We start from the raw sequence: 17320 nt of genomic DNA, 5'->3' as shown, positions 1-17320 counted from the left end.
TTTTTTCAGATTAAAAAATCCGCCGTTTCCAACCATTTAGTTTAGCAATTGCTTCTACATAGTAGTAATCACCATAAATAAGGGAGACATCAACGTCTCGACCAACTGGAAAATTCCCCGTTGCATGAGTAAGAATTGCTTCTGAATGTGTGGGCGCTAAGGCATTATTTGTTAAACCTTCAAGTATCGACTTAGCTGCTCCGCCATAAATAGGCTTTTCATTTTCTGGAACATACTCTTCTAATTCAAGTAAACCCGACGCTGCAATCGCTGCGGCCGAGCTATCTTTAGGCGCATTCTCTCTATCGGTGCACCTAAAATCCCATAGAGGAATTGAATCTTTCGGCAAAGCAGCAATAAAATAATGAGCAATTCTCTTAGCAGCAGCCAAATACGTTTCATTCCCTGTGTGTCTAAATGCATTAGCAAACCCATATAATGCCCAGGCATTGCCTCTGCTCCAAGCTGAATCGCTTGCCTCACCTTGACCACCAATGGCTTCAATAAAAGTCCCTTCATACGGATCAAAAGATAGGATATGGCTTGTACTTCCGTCCTCTCTCACTCCATACTTGAGCGTTGTATCTGCATGGTGATTTGCAATTTGTGCGTAACTAGGATCATTTGTTACATTGCTAGCCCAATAAAGCAACGAGATATTCATCATACAATCAATAATGGCCCAACCTTTTTTCTCATCTCCATTCCACGCTTTAATGAAATTACCCGCTGGATTAAATCGACCCGCTAAATAGTTTGCTGCTTTTAAACCAATTCGCAAACCGTCCTCATTGCCGGTTTGTTCGTAATCCATCACTGCGGTTAAAAGGAACTGGAAACCAACATCATGATGCAGCACGATCGGATACGCATCAAATGCAGCTTCGATTTTTCGACTCCACCCCTCAGCCTCTTTTTGATAAGACACTTCACCAGTAACATCATGCATTAGCCAAAGTAATCCAGGATAAAAACCTGAAGTCCACCAATCTACAGTAAGATCGTCATAATGCCCATCCTTATTCGTTGCGTGTGGTGATTTTTCACCAATTTGTTTTATCATGTCTGTCACTTTCTCATTTAGTTGTTCAATTGTTAGCACCGTTTTTTGTGTAATCATCGTCATCCTCCTTTTAAGTTAAATCGATTCCTTTAATGATAGCGCTATCAAAATTGAAAAAGTAATGATACAATGATGAAAAATATTGTTTTGTTGTTCAAATGGAGGATAACTTATTCCTATGAAAAAACCGTTATTCCAATTAATTCCTAAGAATAAACAAACACTCGATTGGCATAATAATAAGCTATTTTTACCAGAAGATTACAACGGTTATTACCATTGGCATCAAGGTTTTGAGCTATTAATCATTTTTAAAGGATCAGGAAATATTGTACTGAACCAAAGAATGACCCCAATTAAAAATGGTAGGCTTTTCTTTTTCCAGCCTTTTCAGTTGCACCATGTTGCGCCTGTAAAAGACGTATCATATGAGCGCGCAACGCTTCACTTTGATCCTCTTCATACAGAGCGGATTTTACATGTGTACCCATCGATGGTTCAGTTTTTTCACCACATACAAAATGATACTTTCCATAATCAATTTATTGACTTCTCAGACGATTTCTCCTACATCAAACGACTATGTGATACATATGACAAAACCATTCGTACATGTTCTTTCAAAGAGCGAGTTGATCGAGAAAACTTGTTGCTCATCCAACTATTAAGCTATGTCCAACATCAATTAAAAAATCACTCGCCAACTTTATCAACACGGAATTTGCATTATGCAGAACGAATTATGCGCTGGATTGAGGCTCACCTCGGGGAGACATTTCATTTAGAAGAACTAGCTGATGAGTTGTATTTGTCCAAATCGTATGTATCAAAAATATTCAGAGTTGAAACCGGAAGCAGCATAACAGCTTACTTGACCGCAAGACGTATTAAAGAAGCGTGTCACTTGCTACAAACAAGTGACTTATCACTAGATGCCATATGTACACGTATTGGTCTATCGAATGTGTCGTATTTCATTCAGATGTTTAAACGTGAAACAAATATCACTCCTCATCAATACCGGCTCGAACATCGGTATCGATGACAATAACGTATAAATACAATGCTTAAATACGCAATGCTGAAAAAGCCTTTATTCCTGAAGCACACTACACTATGGGTAATGCAACAAAAAGGAGAGGATTCAATGGAATTCATTCGCATTGGCGTAATTGGACTCGGAAACATGGGCACCTCACATGCATCTTACATTCATAACGGACGTGTAATTGGCGCTTCACTTGGTGCCTTACTTGAAGAACGACCAAAACGGATACAAGAATTAAAACAACATTACGGTGACACCGTACCGCTTTTTACTGATGAAGATGCTTTTTTTGAATCGGGATTAATTGATGCCGTTCTTATTGCTACCCCTCACTACAGTCATCCACGCCTAGCGAAAAAAGCATTTGCTGCTGGGTTACACGTATTATGTGAAAAGCCAGCTGGCGTCTTTACAAGTGAAGTACGGGAAATGAATGAAGCCGCATCTTCAAGCAATCTTGTTTTTTCACTTATGTACAATCAACGTACAAAACCAATTTATCAGAAGCTGCGTGACCTCATTCAAGAAGGCGAGTTAGGTTCCATCAGGCGTATGAATTGGATTATTACAAATTGGTATCGCTCCCAAAGTTACTACGACTCAAGCAATTGGCGTGCAACATGGGCTGGTGAAGGCGGCGGGGTGCTAATCAATCAATGCCCACATCAATTGGATTTATGGGGCTGGTTGATCGGTATGGAACCAATGCGAATCCGTTCTTTCTGTTCATTTGGAAAATACCGTGACATTGAGGTGGAAGATGAAGTAACCGCTTACCTCGAATATGCATCTGGGGCAACGGGTGTCTTTATTACAACGACTGCAGAAAGCCCTGGAACTAATCGGCTTGAGGTGACGGGAACATTAGGAAAAGTAGTGATAGAAGATGGCAAACTTACTTTTTGGCAACTCGAAACATCAGAACCTAAATTCAACGATTCGTACACAGGGGGTTTTGGTGAGCCAAAACATCGGCTAGTTGAAGTGGAAATAAAAGAAGAATCAACAGATCATCAGGGTATTACACAAAATTTCGTTCATGCAATTTTACAAGGTGAACAATTAATAGCTCCTGGTGAAGAAGGTATTTATGGACTTACGCTATCAAATGCCATGCAACTTTCCACTTGGATAGACAATTGGGTACCATTACCACTTAATGAAGCAGAGTACGAGAAACAACTTAAAAAACGAATAAATGAATCCAAAGGAAAAAACATAGCAAGCGAGACTACACTTGATGTATCTAGTAGTCATTGAGGAGGAGAACGATGGGCAAACAAGATGGGATGACTTATGCACCTAAAGGAAAACCAAATAAAGTTGTGAAAGAAGGAGAATTTTTATTCGCAGCAATTGCACTCGATCATGGTCACATTTACGGAATGTGTCATGGCTTAATTGAAGCCGGTGCTACACTTGCGTCCGTTTTTGATCCCGACCAAGATAAGCTGGCCGATTTTATCGAAGCGTTCCCCAACGTACATGTCGCCTCATCAGAGCAAGAAATACTTGAAGACTCTTCAATTCAGCTCATTGCAGCTGCAGCCATCCCTTCACATCGTGCGAGCCTTGGCGTTCGCTCTATGGAAGCTGGAAAAGATTACTTTACAGACAAAACGCCCTTTACAACACTTGAACAGCTTGAACTTGCCCGTGCAACAGTTGAGCGTACAGGTAGAAAGTATATGGTTTATTATAGCGAAAGGTTACATGTGGAATCAGCTGTTTATGCTGGAGAACTTATTCAACAAGGAGCAATTGGTCAAGTGCTCCAACTGACTGGCTTTGGTCCACACCGACTCAATGCACATAACAGACCTAATTGGTTTTTCCAGAAAGAGAAATACGGTGGCATTTTATGTGACATTGGTAGTCATCAAATTGAACAGTTTCTGTTTTATGCTGGTTGCAAAGAGGCCAAAATTCTTCATAGTAAGGTAGCAAACTACAACAACCCCGAGCATCCAGAATTAGAGGACTATGGTGATGCTACTCTTGTTGGTGACAACGGTGCGACGCAGTTCTTTAAAGTCGATTGGCATACTCCAGATGGACTAAGTACTTGGGGAGACGGACGAACATTTATAACCGGTACAAAAGGGACAATTGAAATTCGTAAGTATGTGGATGTGGCACGGGAAGAAAGTGGTGACCACCTTTATTTGGTTAATGAGAATGGAGAACAACATTTTTCCTTAAAAGGAAAGGTTGGCTACCCATTTTTTGGAGAACTCATTCTAGACTGCTTAAATCGCACTGAACATGCGATGACGCAAGAACATGCTTTTAAAGCGGCAGAGTTGTGCTTGCTTGCACAACAAAAAGCTGAATGGATTGTGCCAAAGGAGAGGGTCCTATGAACGGCCCTCTCTCCATTAAGGAGAACTTAAATTTCAATTATATGGAAGATCATAAAAATGAACATAACCTTTCATTTCATTCCCATGAACTAGCAGAAATCTATTATTTTCATAATGGGAAATGCACCTATTTGATTGGCGATCAGATACTAAACCTCACTCCTGGCGATTTAATTTTAATGAATGGACTAACACTCCATTGCCCTAAACTATTTCGAACGCATCCATACGTTCGTTCGACCCTGCACTTTAATCAAACTTATTTCAACAGAGTCTTTGATACAATGGGCTATCCCCAAATGCTCAGTCCTTTTTCAAGAGTGAAACCTTTGCGCCTATCCTTCAGTGGCGAAGATCAAAAAGAAGTAGAACAACACTTGAAACGTCTTCATACAAGTCAGAAATTGCTTCAAACAGAAGAAAACGCGCGCTTTCAACTTGCTTTCATGGATTTCTTAGCGTTTCTCTCATCGTATTGGACAAGGATACACGAACCAACCCCTGAATTAAATAGCCAAAAAGAAAAAACAGTCCAGGCCGTTGTTTCTTTTATTGAAACACACTACCATGAAGACCTTCGTCTAGAAGCAATTGAAGAAGCACTACATATGAGTAAATACCATTTAGCCAAAATATTTAAAGAGATGACAGGTGTAACCATTTTCAAATACTTGTACCAACGACGTGTTAATCAAGCGAAAATCGAATTTCTTTTAAGTACAGCAAGTGTGACAGAAATATGTTACCAAGTTGGTTTTAATTATCCCTCTCATTTCACCAAAGTGTTTAAACAATTAACAGGCTTGACGCCTGAACAATACAAGCGCCAAGCCACTTCTGAGTAAGTTGGCACACTCGGACCAGCTTACTTTTTTGTCTTAACATTAACTAACTCAACCGCATATTTGTGCAAATTCGTTAGACTTAATTGCAAACTAGTCATCGGGTTGCTTTTGCACACATCCTGCTCGACAACATACCATTCAATCCCATGTTGTTCACCCCATTTTAATATTGGGAGAAAATCAATTGACCCCGTCCCCACTTCAGCAAATGTTTCTTCTTCATCCGTCGTCATATCTTTTAAATGAATGATTGGCATTCTGCCTTTATAAGGTTGGATATAGTTAAGAGGGTCTTGACCTCCTTTTGCCACCCAATAGACATCAATTTCTGCAAGAATCTTATTTTCTTCACTAGGTTCAAGTATATAGGCTAATGCATCTCTCCCCTCAATACGCGTATCAAACTCAAACGCATGGTTATGATACCCAATTCGTAAATCTGGAGCTAAGTGCGCTACTTCATTCAGGACTCGTTTTACCTCTCGATAACCATCCTCTGACCTCAGTGATTCAGGCAAGTATGGACAAAATAAATCGGTTGTGCCGTATTTTTTTGCTTCTTGTCTAACAAGGTCAAACTCATTAGCCAAACGATCAAAAGGCACATGCATACCAGCAGCAGCTACGTTGTTCTTTTGCAAATGAAATGCCACTTCCTCCTGGTCATAACCAACAGGTAAACCTGAAAGTTGTAGCCCCGCATACCCCATATCAGCTAATTCTTTAAAAACGGGTCCGATTCCATCGGTTTTTAATTCTTCTCTTACTGTAAATAAAGTTGCCGCAAATTTGTTTTTCATCAAACCAGCCCCTTCCTCCCTTACTATATAAAAGATGAAGCGGAACTGCTTTTCTCTCATTGGCACAGAATGCTACTTGCTATCACCTTATTGCTTCAGCCTTTTATCCCTGTAAACGTAATCCCTTTAATAAACGTTTTTTGCATAAAGAAAAACAAAATAATAATCGGTAATGTCATTAAGGTTGAGACGGCCATCATGAGATGCCACTGCGAACCTTGCTGATTTTGGAATTGCTGCAAACCGAGAGAAAGCGTGTACGAAGCCTCTTCCGTTAAATAAATTAATGGACCAAGAAAGTCTGTCCAGGAAGCCATAAACTGGAATAAAGCAATGGCTAGGACTGCTGGTTTAGCTAGCGGGAACATGATTTGCCAATAAATGCGCCATTCACTTGCTCCATCTATTTTTGCAGCTTCTCGAAGCGTATTTGGTAATCCTTTAAAGAACTGCCTAAGCAAGAATATCGAGAAAGGAACACCAAAAAAAGCAGGCACAATCAATGGCAAATTCGTACCAACCCAACCGAACTGGTTGAACAGCAAAAACAATGGAATCATCGTAACTTGTGCCGGAATCATCATAACTCCAATCGTAACAGCAAATAGCGCATCTCTTCCTCGCCATCGTAACTTAGCAAAACTATACGCTACAAGAGGGCAAGATATAATGACTCCAAGCGTACTTAAGCCTGTTATGACTGCTGTATTATACGTATATGTCCAAAACGGAATATATTTTGTTGCCTCAATGTAATTCTCCCACTGAAATGGCCTGGGAATAAATTCAGGAGGAAACGTGAAAACCTGCGTTATCGGTTTAAAAGAAGTTGATACCATCCATATAAATGGGACCAGAAAAACAATCGAAGCGAGAATAAGTACAATATGAGCATATATACGTTTTACTCGTTTTTTTGTTGTCGCCTCCATAGAAACGCCTCCTCCTCAATTAATCACCTTGATAATGAACCCATCGTTTTGAACTCCAAAACACAATTGCTGTCAGCAACATGATAATCACAAACAAAATCCAAGCCATAGCGGATGCATACCCCATACGGAAATAACTGAAAGCGTTATCATATAAGTACATTACATAAAATGTCAACGAATCTGCTGGGCTTCCAGTTCCATTGGTCATTGCGTATGGTAATGTAAACTGCTGAAAAGCACCGATAAAACCCATTACTAGATTAAAAAAGATAACTGGAGTTAAAAGAGGCAGAGTAATTCGAAACGTCTTTTGTAAAAAGCTAGCTCCATCTACTTCTGCTGCCTCATAATACTCTTGTGAAATATCGCCAAGTCCAGCCAAATAAATGATGACTGCCTGCCCAATTCCCCACAATGACATTAAAACCAAAGCAGGCTTTGACCAAAAGGTGCTACCAAGCCATGGCGGACCTTGAATACCAAAAAAATCGAGCATGGCATTTACAAGCCCAAACTGAGGATTCAAAAGCCAAATCCATAAAATTGCAAGTGCAACATGAGGAACTAATGTCGGTAAAAAGAAAATGGTTCGATAAACCGCCATCCCTCGGACTCGCATATTCAATACCATCGCAAGTGCAACCCCAAAAATAATGCTTAATGGAACAAACAAAACAGCAAAATAAACTGTGTTATAAATAGAGATCCAAAATAATTCGTCTTGAAAAAGCTCGCGATAATTTGCTAGCCCTATAAAATCCCCACTTTGCAAAATACTATAGTCTGTAAAGCTATAGTAAATAGAGGAAAGTAACGGGTAAATAAAGAACACAGCTAATCCAATTAACCACGGTAACGCAAATAACCAGCCAGCAAGACTCTCATTTGACCTTCTTTTATTTTTACGTAGCTTAGGCGCTTTTCCTAACTCAGTTTTTTCCATTATGCCACCTCCTATTTTTCCGCTTCAGCTACTTTTCTAGCAACCTTTTCTAGCAGTGCTCTCGGTTCACCTCGACCATGGATTGCATACTCTACTGCCCGGTCTAATTCATTCCATAGCAACTGCCCACTTGGTATCGGAGGCCTTGCATTAGATTCTGGCAAGATATCAATAAATTCTTTCATGATTTCGTTATCCCCATAAATCTCCTCATTAACTGTATCGATAACGGACATTTGGTTGTTCAATTCACTATATGTTCGCTGTCCTTCTTCACCACCCAAGTACTTCATAAACTCCCAAGCTTCTTTTGCATTTTTGGCACCTTTCGGAATAATAAGAGATGTTCCACCGGACCATGTCGTAAAATGATCGCCTGTTGGTGTGGGGACAGGAGTCACTCCGTAATTTAAGTCAGGGTTGTATTGATTAATCGTTGAAATGGAAAAGGGTCCATCTACTTTCATGCTGTATATCCCCTGAATGAAGGGGTCCATTTCATTACTACCCTGAGCTGTATCAAAACTAGTAACGGTTGCAGCATCATATGTGTCAGCAATAGAGACAAGCCATTCAAGCGCCTCGATATTCTTTGGATCGTCAACTGTCAACTCTCCAGTCTCCATATCATAGAAGTCGCCTCCAAACGCCCAACCCCATGTATAAAACCAGCCTTGTGCAGTCCAAGGAACCATACCAAGTTCCATCACTCTACCGTCTTCAATTGTTGATAGTTTATCAATCGCGTGCTCGAGTTCTTTAATCGTCTGCGGAGGGTCGTTAGGATCTAGACCTACTTCCTTGAAACGATCTTTGTTGTAGAATAATAGCCTGGAATCTGTCGTAAGGGGCATTGCATAAATATCTTCTTCGTAGGTTGTTTCGTCAACTGCGTAGTCGTAATAGATATCCATATCGTAGTTTTCTTCTTCAATAAACGGAGTGAGGGGTTCAAGCGAGTTCTCTGCTGCATATTGAGCAACTTTAAAACGATCAAAATGTGCAAGATCAGGGGGATTACCGCCAGCAATAGCTGTCAAAAGCCTCTGATCATCACCTTCAGTTGAGGCGCTATATATTGGTTGAACAAATACATCTTCTTGACTGTCATTAAAGTCCGAAGCTACCTGTTCAATAGCTTCAAGACCTCGTCCAGTATGATTGTGCCAATACGTTACTGTTGTTCTCCCTTCAATTGAGATCGTCTCTTCAATTGCATCTTCTGTTGTATTTGCTTGTTCTTCAGAACAACCTACAACTACTATCGACAGGGAAAGCACGCCCGCCCATTTAAGCGGGCGGACAAAATAGGTGTTTTTTAAAGAATTTGTCATGGTCGTGCACCTCCAATTAACTAGAAGTGATAGCTTTGTTTGCCTCGTTAAAATACACCGCTTTCCCTGTTTTTGCTGATTCATAAATGGCTTCCAATACTTCACTAACGACCAGTGCTTGTTCAGCTTTCACAATTGGGTCTTTATCATGTCGGATCGCTTCAATCCAAAGTCGAGCTTCTTTATCCGCTTGTGTTTCGTTACCGCCATCATAATATGCAACTCCCCCAGCCTTTAAATCTGGTTTCGTCACATAGAGACGGCTCAGCTTTTCCCCATTGATACGCAAGCCATCGCGCATATCCGCTCCCGCTTTTGTACCGCAAAGTGTCGTTTTTGCTTCATCCACATCAAGTGTATTGAGAGCCCAGCTTGCTTCAAGCGTAATTGTTGCTCCATTTTCCATCGTAATAAATGCAAAAGCTGAGTCTTCAACTGTAAATTCCTTTGGATCCCACGGTCCAAAAGCATTTGCTGCATTTTCCGTATTTGATAATTTATAGTACACGTTCCCAACAACACTTTTCACTTTATAATTGTTCATCGTCCAAAGGGTTAGATCAAGTGCATGAGTACCAATATCAATTAATGGTCCCCCGCCTTGCTCTTCTTCATTTAGAAACACACCCCAAGTGGGTACAGCTCGGCGACGAACAGCATGAGCTTTCGCAAAATACACTTCGCCCAGTTCATCTTGTTCAACGAGCTCTTTTAAATAGAGAGAATCATTTCGATACCGATTATCATAGCCAATGGTCAACTTTTTCCCAGTCCGTTTCGCTGTATCAACCATTTCGCGTGCTTCTACCGCGGTTTTTGCCATTGGTTTCTCACATAGAACATGCTTTCCAGACTCAAGTGCCGCGATACTAATTGGCGCATGTGACTTGTTTGGTGTGCACACATGAACGACTTCAATCGACGTATCTTTAAGTAGTTCCTCATAATCCGTATAAACATCCGCTCCCTCAATACCATATGTAGCGGCCGCTTTTTCGGCTTTTTCTTTAACGATGTCACAGAAAGCAACCATTTCCACACCTTTTACCTTCGCCAAACTTGGCATTTGTTTTCCATTTGCAATGCCACCACATCCAACAATTCCAATTCGCACAGTCCGTTCTTCCATTTATGCCACTCTCCTTTATTATTTTAATAATGAACGCAAAAATGCGGAACTATCTTTAATTGATTCAAATTCATCTTTATCAAATTGTTCTTGTTCTACCGTATACCACTCTACACCATACTGTTGCGCTGCCGCATGAATTGCATGAAAGTCCATTACACCGGAACCTACTTCAACATTACGGAGTTCATCAAGATTGTTCATATCTTTCATGTGAAGAATTTTTAATCGTTCTTTGTATTGATGAATCCAATCAACCGATTTTAAGCCAGTCGCTTCGAGCCAAAACGTGTCAAGTTCCATAAACACATAACGAGAATCAGAGTGTGAGAATAACAAATCAAGTCCATACTTGCCATCAAATGTTTTAAGCTCAATGTCATGATTATGATAACCAAAAGCAATATTTGCTGCATTTGTCTTCTCACCAATTTTTGTAAACAACTCTCCTGTCCGTTTGTATGCATCTTCACTATCTCGATAGTGTTCAGGTAAACCAGGACAAATGATGTAAGGGCTTTCAATTTTTTGTGAATAATCAATCATTTGGTCAAGAGAACGTTCAAGATGATCAATTGGAATATGGCTTCCTGCAGCTTTTAAACCATTATCATCCAATCGTTTTTTCAAATTCGTACTACTTGTTTCATAGTAGCCTGCAAATTCCACGCCATCATAGCCAGATTTAGCTACTTCATCAAGCGTACCCAAAAAATCAGAAGCACACCGCTCTTTCACAGAATAAAGTTGCAAACCAATATGCGTCATCAATAGCTGCCTCCTTAAAGTCGTATTCTTTGAAAAAAGAGTACCATGTTTATCGAAGTAGATTATATACTAGAACTATTCAATTATATTAAATATTTGTCATAAGGAGTTGTCTAATGTTTTCCCAACCAGATGCTTATCAAGAACAGATGCTAAACGATAATCAAATTAAGGAGCCCATTCATTGTCATATGGAACACAGCCTACCAGACAAGCCTATTGCAAGACCACACTTCCATGATGCGATTGAATTGCTTTATTCATTTTCTGGATCTACTCGAGTGTTTGTAAGTGGCCAATCGCATAAAATGGAGGCTGGTGATTTAATTATTATTAACTCAAACGAAGTTCACGCAATTTATGCAGAGGCAGGCACTGATGTTGAATACCTTGTCATTAAACTAGACCCTGAAGTATTGTATTCCACATCACGATCAATTTTTGAATCAAGATACGTTTTGCCTTTTACACTTGCGAAATCGAGCCCCAAAACATTGCTAACAAAAAACGAAATAGCTCATACAACGATTCCTGCAACAATCGCAAAAATTATGGAAGAGTTTTCGTCGAAGGATTATGGCTTTGACTTTGCCATCCGTATTCATATTTGCACGATTTTCTTAGCCGTACTCCGTCATTGGCGTGAAACAGGCGTTCCGATTGGTATGATGGATGCAATTAGTGATGCCGACTTTCAGCTTATGCGTCATGTATTTACGTTGCTTGAAACTGAATACTCTTCTTTACTAACAGCTAAAGAAGCCGCTAAATCTTGCAACTTGAGCTATAGCTATTTCTCACGAAAAATAAAAAGTATTACAGGACGCTCTTTTACTGAATTGCTTAATTATGTTCGTATTACAGAAGCAGAGAAATTATTAACAACGACAAATGCTACGATTACAGACGTAGCTATCTCCGTGGGTTATTCGAGCACAAGCTACTTCATCCAGCAATTCAAACAAGCAAAACACATCTCGCCTCTACGCTTTAAGAAACAATTGCAGCGAACTGCCCTAAGTAAAAATCAGACTTTTTTGTCTTGACAGAAAGATATACGCTCTCTAGTATGAACGGTAATAATAATTGAGGAGGAATTTGATGATTCGAGTTGCATTGCTTAGCCGCTGGCATGTTCATGCCAATGATTATGCCCGAGAGGCAGGTGAACATCCAAACATAGAAATTGCTGCCGTTTGGGATGAAGAAGCAGAACGTGGACAAAAATGGGCAAGTGAATTAAATGTTGGTTTTGAAAAAAATTTAGAAACGCTCCTTGGTCGCACCGACATAGACGCCGTTATTGTTGACACCCCGACGTCTATGCATACAGACGTCATTCTCGCTTGCGCAGAAGCCAAAAAGCACATTTTTTCCGAAAAAGTGTTAGCGTTTACAGAGAAAGATTGTCAAACCATCTTTGAAGCAATAGAAAGAAACGATGTGTCGCTTATGCTATCATTACCTCGCTTAAACGATCCATCTTATGTATATGCGCAAGAAGCCCTTGATACTGGACTTCTTGGTGACTTAACGTCAATTCGTTGCAGGTTGGAACACGGCGGTGCATTATCGACAGAGAAGCACCCAGAGGGATGGCTTCCACCTCATTTCTATAACAACGATCAATGTGGAGGTGGTGCTTTAATAGACCTTGGAGCACACCCCATCTACTTGACCAATCGCCTTGCTGGAAAGGTAGAATCGTTATTTTGTCAGATGGCTACAATTACGAATCGTGAAGTCGATGATCATGCGACCGTTGTCTTACGCTATGAATCAGGGGCAAGTGGCGTGATTGAAGCTGGGTTTGTCGGTGAAGCCAGTCCTTTCCTATTAGAACTACATGGTACAAAAGGCAGCATTCTCGTTGAAGATCGAACTGTTCGCATCCGCTCATCAGAGTTAAATGAGAATGGTTGGCAAACCCCAGATCTACCAGAACAAAAGCCAAGCGCAATGGAGCAATGGATAGACGAAATAACAAATGGCACGCAACCACGAATTACTAAAACGGATATGCTCGAACTTACACGTATTAACGAAGCTGCTCGTAAATCAGCAGAGGAAGGTATGCGCGTGTCGCTCTAACGATGTTTGCCTCTCTATCATTTAGGGGATGATGAAAACTGAGGTGATTCTAGTGGACACGCATATCGTCTTTTACGACGCCCAATGCCCTTTATGTCGGACTGTTAAAACGGTCATTTCTTCTTTAGACTGGCGCCATGAACTAAGTTGGTTTCCAGTTCAACACGTCAGTGAAAAAACACGAGAGAAAGCAAGTAAAATCGTTGATATGTATGATGAAATTTATGTCCTAACAAAAGAAGAAGAAGTGTTAATTGGCTTTCAATCAGTTAGAAAGATTTTCTCTGTCTTACCAGCATTTTTTTGGCTTGCATTTTTAATGAAACCCCAGATTGTTGAATGGATTGGGAAACCAACTTATCAATTCATATCTAGTCACCGACATCAATGGTTTGGCAGGCTCTCTTACGAAGAAGCAATAGGCTTTAAATGAGGTATACTATGTAAAAACCAGCTTTTTTGATAAGCTGGTTTTTATCGTGACTATACAATCCTCTCCCGCATATCATACCGTATGAGCCCAGCATGTAAGGAGAGGACGAAATGCCACAACAGAATGAGACCTCCATCAACGACGTTTTAGAAAACGGCAATTCTCCAACCAACGATAACCATGCAAAAATTATTTTTGGGCAATGGATCGTAGCCGTAGGCACCATCTTTGCTGTGATCGCTACTACACAGAGAACGAATATCGTTGAAGCTACTCGATCAGATTACAGCATATACGGCAATGCGCTAGAAGCGGCAGGTAACGCGATTATAGCGGATGGCATTGCCGAAGCCAGTTCTGAAAGAACAGGAACCTATATACAAACGTTTGGAAATTTAACAGCGCTTTATGCGGATATTTCTGATATCCCAGATGATGTAGAAATTACATTAAATATTAAAGGATCTTTGCTTGAAGCCCTAGGTACATCGTATGCCATATTCGGTAGTGAACCACTTAACGATCCATCAAGGCGTGAAACCATTTCACTGTATGGTGGTCTTTTACAATTGTTCGGAAATTTCTTTGAAGCTTTTGGGGGCTTTGTTGAGCTCCGTGGTGGTGAAGGTGAATCATTCTTTGAAATTGGCACTATTCTACAAGCAATTGGCGCAATTGTAACAGCTGTGTTTTATGAAGGCGACGGGGAGCGGTTTTAATCGATAGCAAGTTACATGGCTCTGCTCTTCATCCATGAAACCGTTTCTGCAATTCCTTCTTCAAAAGGAGTGTAAGGGAGTTTCCCCAGTTTGTTTGCTGCTTTTGTGCCGTCTAAAAGAACTGGTTGTTCAGTTAAATACATCATCTCGACCATCTCTCTCATAAAAGGTGAAAATAATCCTAGTGTCCGAATCATTCTCCTTTTCACAATGCGATAGCCTTTACTATGATTTGTTTGTTTTGAAATTAATTGAAGCAATGCATGACCATTAATAGGTTTTGAAGCAATATTCCAATTTTGATTAAAACACGTGTGATCTTCTGCAAGACGAACAACCGCTTCGGCCGCATCACGAGTATACAGAAATTCACGTTTTTTCTTCGGACAACCAATATAATTCGCTTTTTTCTTATTTATTGCACCATTTAACGTTTCATGCAACAATGTGTTTTCTGCATTTGGACCGTATAAATCAGGCAAGTGAGCAATTAGTGCTGGTACAGAACTTAAGAGCAGCGTTTTTTCCATTTCCAATCGTAACTTTCCTTTTTTCGTATGTGGTATTTTTTTTGCTAATTCATCTACTGGCCTATCTCCTTGTATCCCATAGGCATAGATATTATCTGCAAGCACAATTCTTGCTTCATTTCGTTTTGCAGCCTCGATCATCTTTTTCATGCATGGCAGATGTGTATTTGCCCATTTCTCATATGGAAAACCAATTGCATGAAAAAGCGTATCTGCTCCTTCCACTGCTTCGATTAGATCTTTTTGATTTAATATGTCACCTACCTTGATCGTGACGTTTTTCATCTCTTGGTATAAATGACGTAACTTCTCTTCCCCTCGAGCAAACGCAGTGACATGAACACCTCTTTTTACTAACTCTTGAACGAGTGCAAAACCAATTCCTCCAGATGCTCCAGCAACGAATGCATGTTTCATGTTAGTTCCTCCTCTTTTGACCAGTGGTCAAATATTAGTAAAAAAGAAAAGCCCGTTTGTTATCGGCTTTACTTGTCTTTCACGAATGCTCGTTGTACAAAAACGGCATGATGTTGTGCGACCTCTTTTACTTCCAGATATGAGTCAGTTCTGCCTAAATAATAGGAAATAAACCCATGAAGCGACAGAAAACCTGCATAGATTGAACTAATGCTGACGTTCTTGGTTGCGATAGAGTGGACCGTTTGAGCAAATTTTTCATAACTTTCGAAAGCAGCAGGCTTTGCTAACGCATCCACTTCTTCATTTTTAAATAAGAACATAAATTCATACTGACTTTGGTGATCTAAACCAAACTGGATAAAGGCAAGAAACAATGTTAATAGCTTCGTTTCATTTGTTGTTTCCAATTGAACAGTCTTATCAATTTGTTGATTTAATTGCTCAAAATACTGAGCAACCACTTCATTAAAAAGCTCTGCTTTGTTCTTAAAATGATAGTAGAGGGCGCCGTGACTGCAGCCTAATTGTTTCGCAATCCCTCGCATCGAGACATGTTGAAAACCTTTTTGTTTAAATTGTTCGTCTGCCTCTTTTACAATCATTTCTTTCGTTAGTTCTTGTGATGCTGGTTTGCGTGGAGACATGTTGCACCTCTCTTTACTGACCAATGGTTAATTAATACTATACGGTGATTTATTTTTAATGTCAACAAAAAAAGAGCAGGGCGTGTTAGCCCCCTCCTTTTAAATAAAAGCTTTTTCAGCTGCTTTTAGCATCTCATATGCCCCATCCGACTTATTCGAACAAACAGCAATCATTAATTCATCATCAGGGTGATACGTCATACGAAAATTCACACCTGGATCATATCCCATTAAGATAAATTTACGCACACGTTCTTCTTTTACTTCCATATATCCGCAATAACCATAATGAATATCTTCTTCAACTTTTATACGATGCGTCAACAATTGATCCTGCATTTCATGGCTAAGCAACTTACCAGTTAATAGTGTATTCCATAGCTTAATCATCTCTGGCGCTGTTACAAATATGCCTCCATCTGATCCACCTTTAGCGGGGACGGAAAAAACATTTGTACGCCAGCTGCCATCTTCATTCTCAATATAACCAGTAGCAGTTCTTTCAGGTAAAGCATCCAGCTCAAAGTATCCTGAATCCACCATGTCAGAGGCTGCTAAAATATATTTTTCCACGTAGTCATTGAAGTTCATACCAGTTGCTTGTTCAATAATGAGGCCAAGTAAAATATAGCCCGAATTATTGTAACGAAATACACTTCCTGGCAACTCCTTCATCTGTTCATGTTGGAATAACGGCAAAAAGTCTTGAAGCTTTCGAATATGATACATCGGCACCTTCACCCATAATTCCTCAAAATCATCCATTATAGATTCATCAAAGTAATCAGGTATTCCTGAAGTGTGGGTTAATAAATGATGAATCGTAATTTCCTTATCAAAGAAAGGGAAGTCCATATCCAAACATTCAGTTATCTTTGAGTGGAAAGACAATTTCTTTTGCTCTACAAGCTGACAAATTGCAATTGACGTGAAAAATTTAGCACCAGAGGCAATACCAAAACGTGTATTCGCTTCGTTTTTTCTTTTCTCTGTAAAATTGGCATAACCATAACTCTCCGTTACAACTTTACTGTTTACTTGTACGCAAACCGTCCCGGAGAAGTCGATTTTTTGTGCCACCATTGACATATCATTTTTACTTTCCATTGTTAGTCCTCCTAAATGTTTCTCTTTTTGTGAACAGTTTATATAGAGATAATCATTTAGGCTAACTGTTTCATGTCAGTCTATACATCGCAAAATACCCCCCTTATATAAGTAGGTTACCACATATTGCTTATATATTGTACAGAAT

General features: G+C 39.9%; 18 protein-coding genes. 8 read left to right on the top strand and 10 right to left on the bottom strand.

Annotated elements, in window-relative coordinates; genetic code table 11:
- Nucleotides 1-10 precede the first annotated feature (10 nt).
- Nucleotides 11-1120 carry a glycoside hydrolase family 88 protein gene (locus BK584_RS19605; protein ID WP_078394145.1) on the bottom strand — a complete coding sequence of 370 codons (1110 nt, stop codon included), beginning with the start codon at nucleotides 1118-1120 and terminating at the stop codon, nucleotides 11-13.
- A gap of 121 nt (nucleotides 1121-1241) precedes the next feature.
- On the opposite strand from BK584_RS19605, the gene BK584_RS19600 reads away from it, so the two are divergent.
- The 4 genes from BK584_RS19600 to BK584_RS19585 all read left to right on the top strand — a co-directional run bounded on the left by BK584_RS19600 (nucleotide 1242) and on the right by BK584_RS19585 (nucleotide 5319).
- Entirely contained in the window at nucleotides 1242-2108 is an 867-nt protein-coding gene (locus BK584_RS19600) for an AraC family transcriptional regulator (protein WP_078394144.1), read from the top strand.
- Between the two features lie 102 nt (nucleotides 2109-2210).
- Complete coding sequence (locus BK584_RS19595; RefSeq protein WP_078394143.1) at nucleotides 2211-3371, top strand: Gfo/Idh/MocA family protein; 1161 nt, start codon at nucleotides 2211-2213, stop codon at nucleotides 3369-3371.
- An 11-nt stretch (nucleotides 3372-3382) separates the two neighbouring features.
- Nucleotides 3383-4474 carry a Gfo/Idh/MocA family protein gene (locus tag BK584_RS19590; RefSeq protein WP_078394142.1) on the top strand — a complete coding sequence of 364 codons (1092 nt, stop codon included), beginning with the start codon at nucleotides 3383-3385 and terminating at the stop codon, nucleotides 4472-4474.
- Nucleotides 4471-5319, top strand: coding sequence for an AraC family transcriptional regulator (locus BK584_RS19585; RefSeq protein ID WP_169871402.1), 849 nt, complete (start codon nucleotides 4471-4473; stop codon nucleotides 5317-5319). Before BK584_RS19590 ends, BK584_RS19585 begins: the two co-directional genes overlap by 4 nt.
- A gap of 20 nt (nucleotides 5320-5339) precedes the next feature.
- Here BK584_RS19585 and BK584_RS19580 read toward each other — a convergent pair whose 3' ends face one another.
- The 6 genes from BK584_RS19580 to BK584_RS19555 form a co-directional block, all read right to left on the bottom strand.
- On the bottom strand, nucleotides 5340-6119 hold the full coding sequence (locus BK584_RS19580) for a sugar phosphate isomerase/epimerase family protein (protein WP_078394140.1): 780 nt from the start codon (nucleotides 6117-6119) through the stop codon (nucleotides 5340-5342).
- Between the two features lie 95 nt (nucleotides 6120-6214).
- On the bottom strand, nucleotides 6215-7051 hold the full coding sequence (locus BK584_RS19575; protein WP_078394139.1) for a carbohydrate ABC transporter permease: 837 nt from the start codon (nucleotides 7049-7051) through the stop codon (nucleotides 6215-6217).
- A 19-nt stretch (nucleotides 7052-7070) separates the two neighbouring features.
- Complete coding sequence (locus tag BK584_RS19570) at nucleotides 7071-7997, bottom strand: carbohydrate ABC transporter permease (RefSeq protein ID WP_078394138.1); 927 nt, start codon at nucleotides 7995-7997, stop codon at nucleotides 7071-7073.
- Between the two features lie 11 nt (nucleotides 7998-8008).
- The gene (locus BK584_RS19565) at nucleotides 8009-9331 is read right to left on the bottom strand and encodes an ABC transporter substrate-binding protein (protein ID WP_078394137.1); all 1323 of its coding nucleotides are present in this window, start codon (nucleotides 9329-9331) and stop codon (nucleotides 8009-8011) included.
- A gap of 16 nt (nucleotides 9332-9347) precedes the next feature.
- Nucleotides 9348-10460, bottom strand: a complete 1113-nt coding sequence (locus BK584_RS19560; protein WP_078394136.1) for a Gfo/Idh/MocA family protein — start codon at nucleotides 10458-10460, stop codon at nucleotides 9348-9350.
- Nucleotides 10461-10478: 18 nt separating this feature from the next.
- Nucleotides 10479-11228, bottom strand: coding sequence for a sugar phosphate isomerase/epimerase family protein (locus BK584_RS19555; protein WP_078394135.1), 750 nt, complete (start codon nucleotides 11226-11228; stop codon nucleotides 10479-10481).
- Between the two features lie 116 nt (nucleotides 11229-11344).
- On the opposite strand from BK584_RS19555, the gene BK584_RS19550 reads away from it, so the two are divergent.
- The 4 genes from BK584_RS19550 to BK584_RS19535 all read left to right on the top strand — a co-directional run bounded on the left by BK584_RS19550 (nucleotide 11345) and on the right by BK584_RS19535 (nucleotide 14471).
- Nucleotides 11345-12274, top strand: coding sequence for a helix-turn-helix domain-containing protein (locus BK584_RS19550; protein ID WP_078394134.1), 930 nt, complete (start codon nucleotides 11345-11347; stop codon nucleotides 12272-12274).
- Between the two features lie 55 nt (nucleotides 12275-12329).
- A complete protein-coding gene (locus BK584_RS19545; RefSeq protein ID WP_078394133.1) occupies nucleotides 12330-13319 on the top strand; it encodes a Gfo/Idh/MocA family protein in 990 nt (329 codons plus the stop codon).
- Nucleotides 13320-13350: 31 nt separating this feature from the next.
- Complete coding sequence (locus tag BK584_RS19540) at nucleotides 13351-13752, top strand: thiol-disulfide oxidoreductase DCC family protein (protein WP_245808914.1); 402 nt, start codon at nucleotides 13351-13353, stop codon at nucleotides 13750-13752.
- Between the two features lie 110 nt (nucleotides 13753-13862).
- Nucleotides 13863-14471, top strand: coding sequence for a DUF6944 family repetitive protein (locus BK584_RS19535; protein WP_078394132.1), 609 nt, complete (start codon nucleotides 13863-13865; stop codon nucleotides 14469-14471).
- Between the two features lie 11 nt (nucleotides 14472-14482).
- On the opposite strand, the gene BK584_RS19530 is transcribed toward BK584_RS19535, so the two are convergent.
- The 3 genes from BK584_RS19530 to BK584_RS19520 form a co-directional block, all read right to left on the bottom strand.
- Complete coding sequence (locus tag BK584_RS19530) at nucleotides 14483-15418, bottom strand: SDR family NAD(P)-dependent oxidoreductase (RefSeq protein WP_078394131.1); 936 nt, start codon at nucleotides 15416-15418, stop codon at nucleotides 14483-14485.
- Nucleotides 15419-15486: 68 nt separating this feature from the next.
- Entirely contained in the window at nucleotides 15487-16065 is a 579-nt protein-coding gene (locus BK584_RS19525) for a TetR/AcrR family transcriptional regulator (protein WP_078394130.1), read from the bottom strand.
- A gap of 99 nt (nucleotides 16066-16164) precedes the next feature.
- The gene (locus tag BK584_RS19520) at nucleotides 16165-17172 is read right to left on the bottom strand and encodes a serine hydrolase domain-containing protein (protein WP_078394129.1); all 1008 of its coding nucleotides are present in this window, start codon (nucleotides 17170-17172) and stop codon (nucleotides 16165-16167) included.
- Between the last annotated feature and the right edge of the window lie 148 nt (nucleotides 17173-17320).

It is taken from the genome of Shouchella patagoniensis, from assembly GCF_002019705.1.
GTDB classification, from domain to species: Bacteria; Bacillota; Bacilli; order Bacillales; family Bacillaceae_D; genus Shouchella; species Shouchella patagoniensis.
This window is presented reverse-complemented; position numbering and strand designations above follow the sequence as displayed.

Coding starts and splice junctions, on each gene's coding strand:
- BK584_RS19530 (WP_078394131.1), bottom strand. CDS start 15,418: ATGAAACATGCATTCGTTGCTGGAGCATCTGGAGGAATTGGTTTTGCA.
- BK584_RS19570 (WP_078394138.1), bottom strand. CDS start 7,997: ATGGAAAAAACTGAGTTAGGAAAAGCGCCTAAGCTACGTAAAAATAAA.
- BK584_RS19545 (WP_078394133.1), top strand. CDS start 12,330: ATGATTCGAGTTGCATTGCTTAGCCGCTGGCATGTTCATGCCAATGAT.
- BK584_RS19600 (WP_078394144.1), top strand. CDS start 1,242: ATGAAAAAACCGTTATTCCAATTAATTCCTAAGAATAAACAAACACTC.
- BK584_RS19560 (WP_078394136.1), bottom strand. CDS start 10,460: ATGGAAGAACGGACTGTGCGAATTGGAATTGTTGGATGTGGTGGCATT.
- BK584_RS19565 (WP_078394137.1), bottom strand. CDS start 9,331: ATGACAAATTCTTTAAAAAACACCTATTTTGTCCGCCCGCTTAAATGG.
- BK584_RS19550 (WP_078394134.1), top strand. CDS start 11,345: ATGTTTTCCCAACCAGATGCTTATCAAGAACAGATGCTAAACGATAAT.
- BK584_RS19520 (WP_078394129.1), bottom strand. CDS start 17,172: ATGGAAAGTAAAAATGATATGTCAATGGTGGCACAAAAAATCGACTTC.
- BK584_RS19535 (WP_078394132.1), top strand. CDS start 13,863: ATGCCACAACAGAATGAGACCTCCATCAACGACGTTTTAGAAAACGGC.
- BK584_RS19575 (WP_078394139.1), bottom strand. CDS start 7,051: ATGGAGGCGACAACAAAAAAACGAGTAAAACGTATATATGCTCATATT.
- BK584_RS19525 (WP_078394130.1), bottom strand. CDS start 16,065: ATGTCTCCACGCAAACCAGCATCACAAGAACTAACGAAAGAAATGATT.
- BK584_RS19580 (WP_078394140.1), bottom strand. CDS start 6,119: ATGAAAAACAAATTTGCGGCAACTTTATTTACAGTAAGAGAAGAATTA.
- BK584_RS19585 (WP_169871402.1), top strand. CDS start 4,471: ATGAACGGCCCTCTCTCCATTAAGGAGAACTTAAATTTCAATTATATG.
- BK584_RS19555 (WP_078394135.1), bottom strand. CDS start 11,228: ATGACGCATATTGGTTTGCAACTTTATTCTGTGAAAGAGCGGTGTGCT.
- BK584_RS19595 (WP_078394143.1), top strand. CDS start 2,211: ATGGAATTCATTCGCATTGGCGTAATTGGACTCGGAAACATGGGCACC.
- BK584_RS19590 (WP_078394142.1), top strand. CDS start 3,383: ATGGGCAAACAAGATGGGATGACTTATGCACCTAAAGGAAAACCAAAT.
- BK584_RS19605 (WP_078394145.1), bottom strand. CDS start 1,120: ATGATTACACAAAAAACGGTGCTAACAATTGAACAACTAAATGAGAAA.
- BK584_RS19540 (WP_245808914.1), top strand. CDS start 13,351: ATGAAAACTGAGGTGATTCTAGTGGACACGCATATCGTCTTTTACGAC.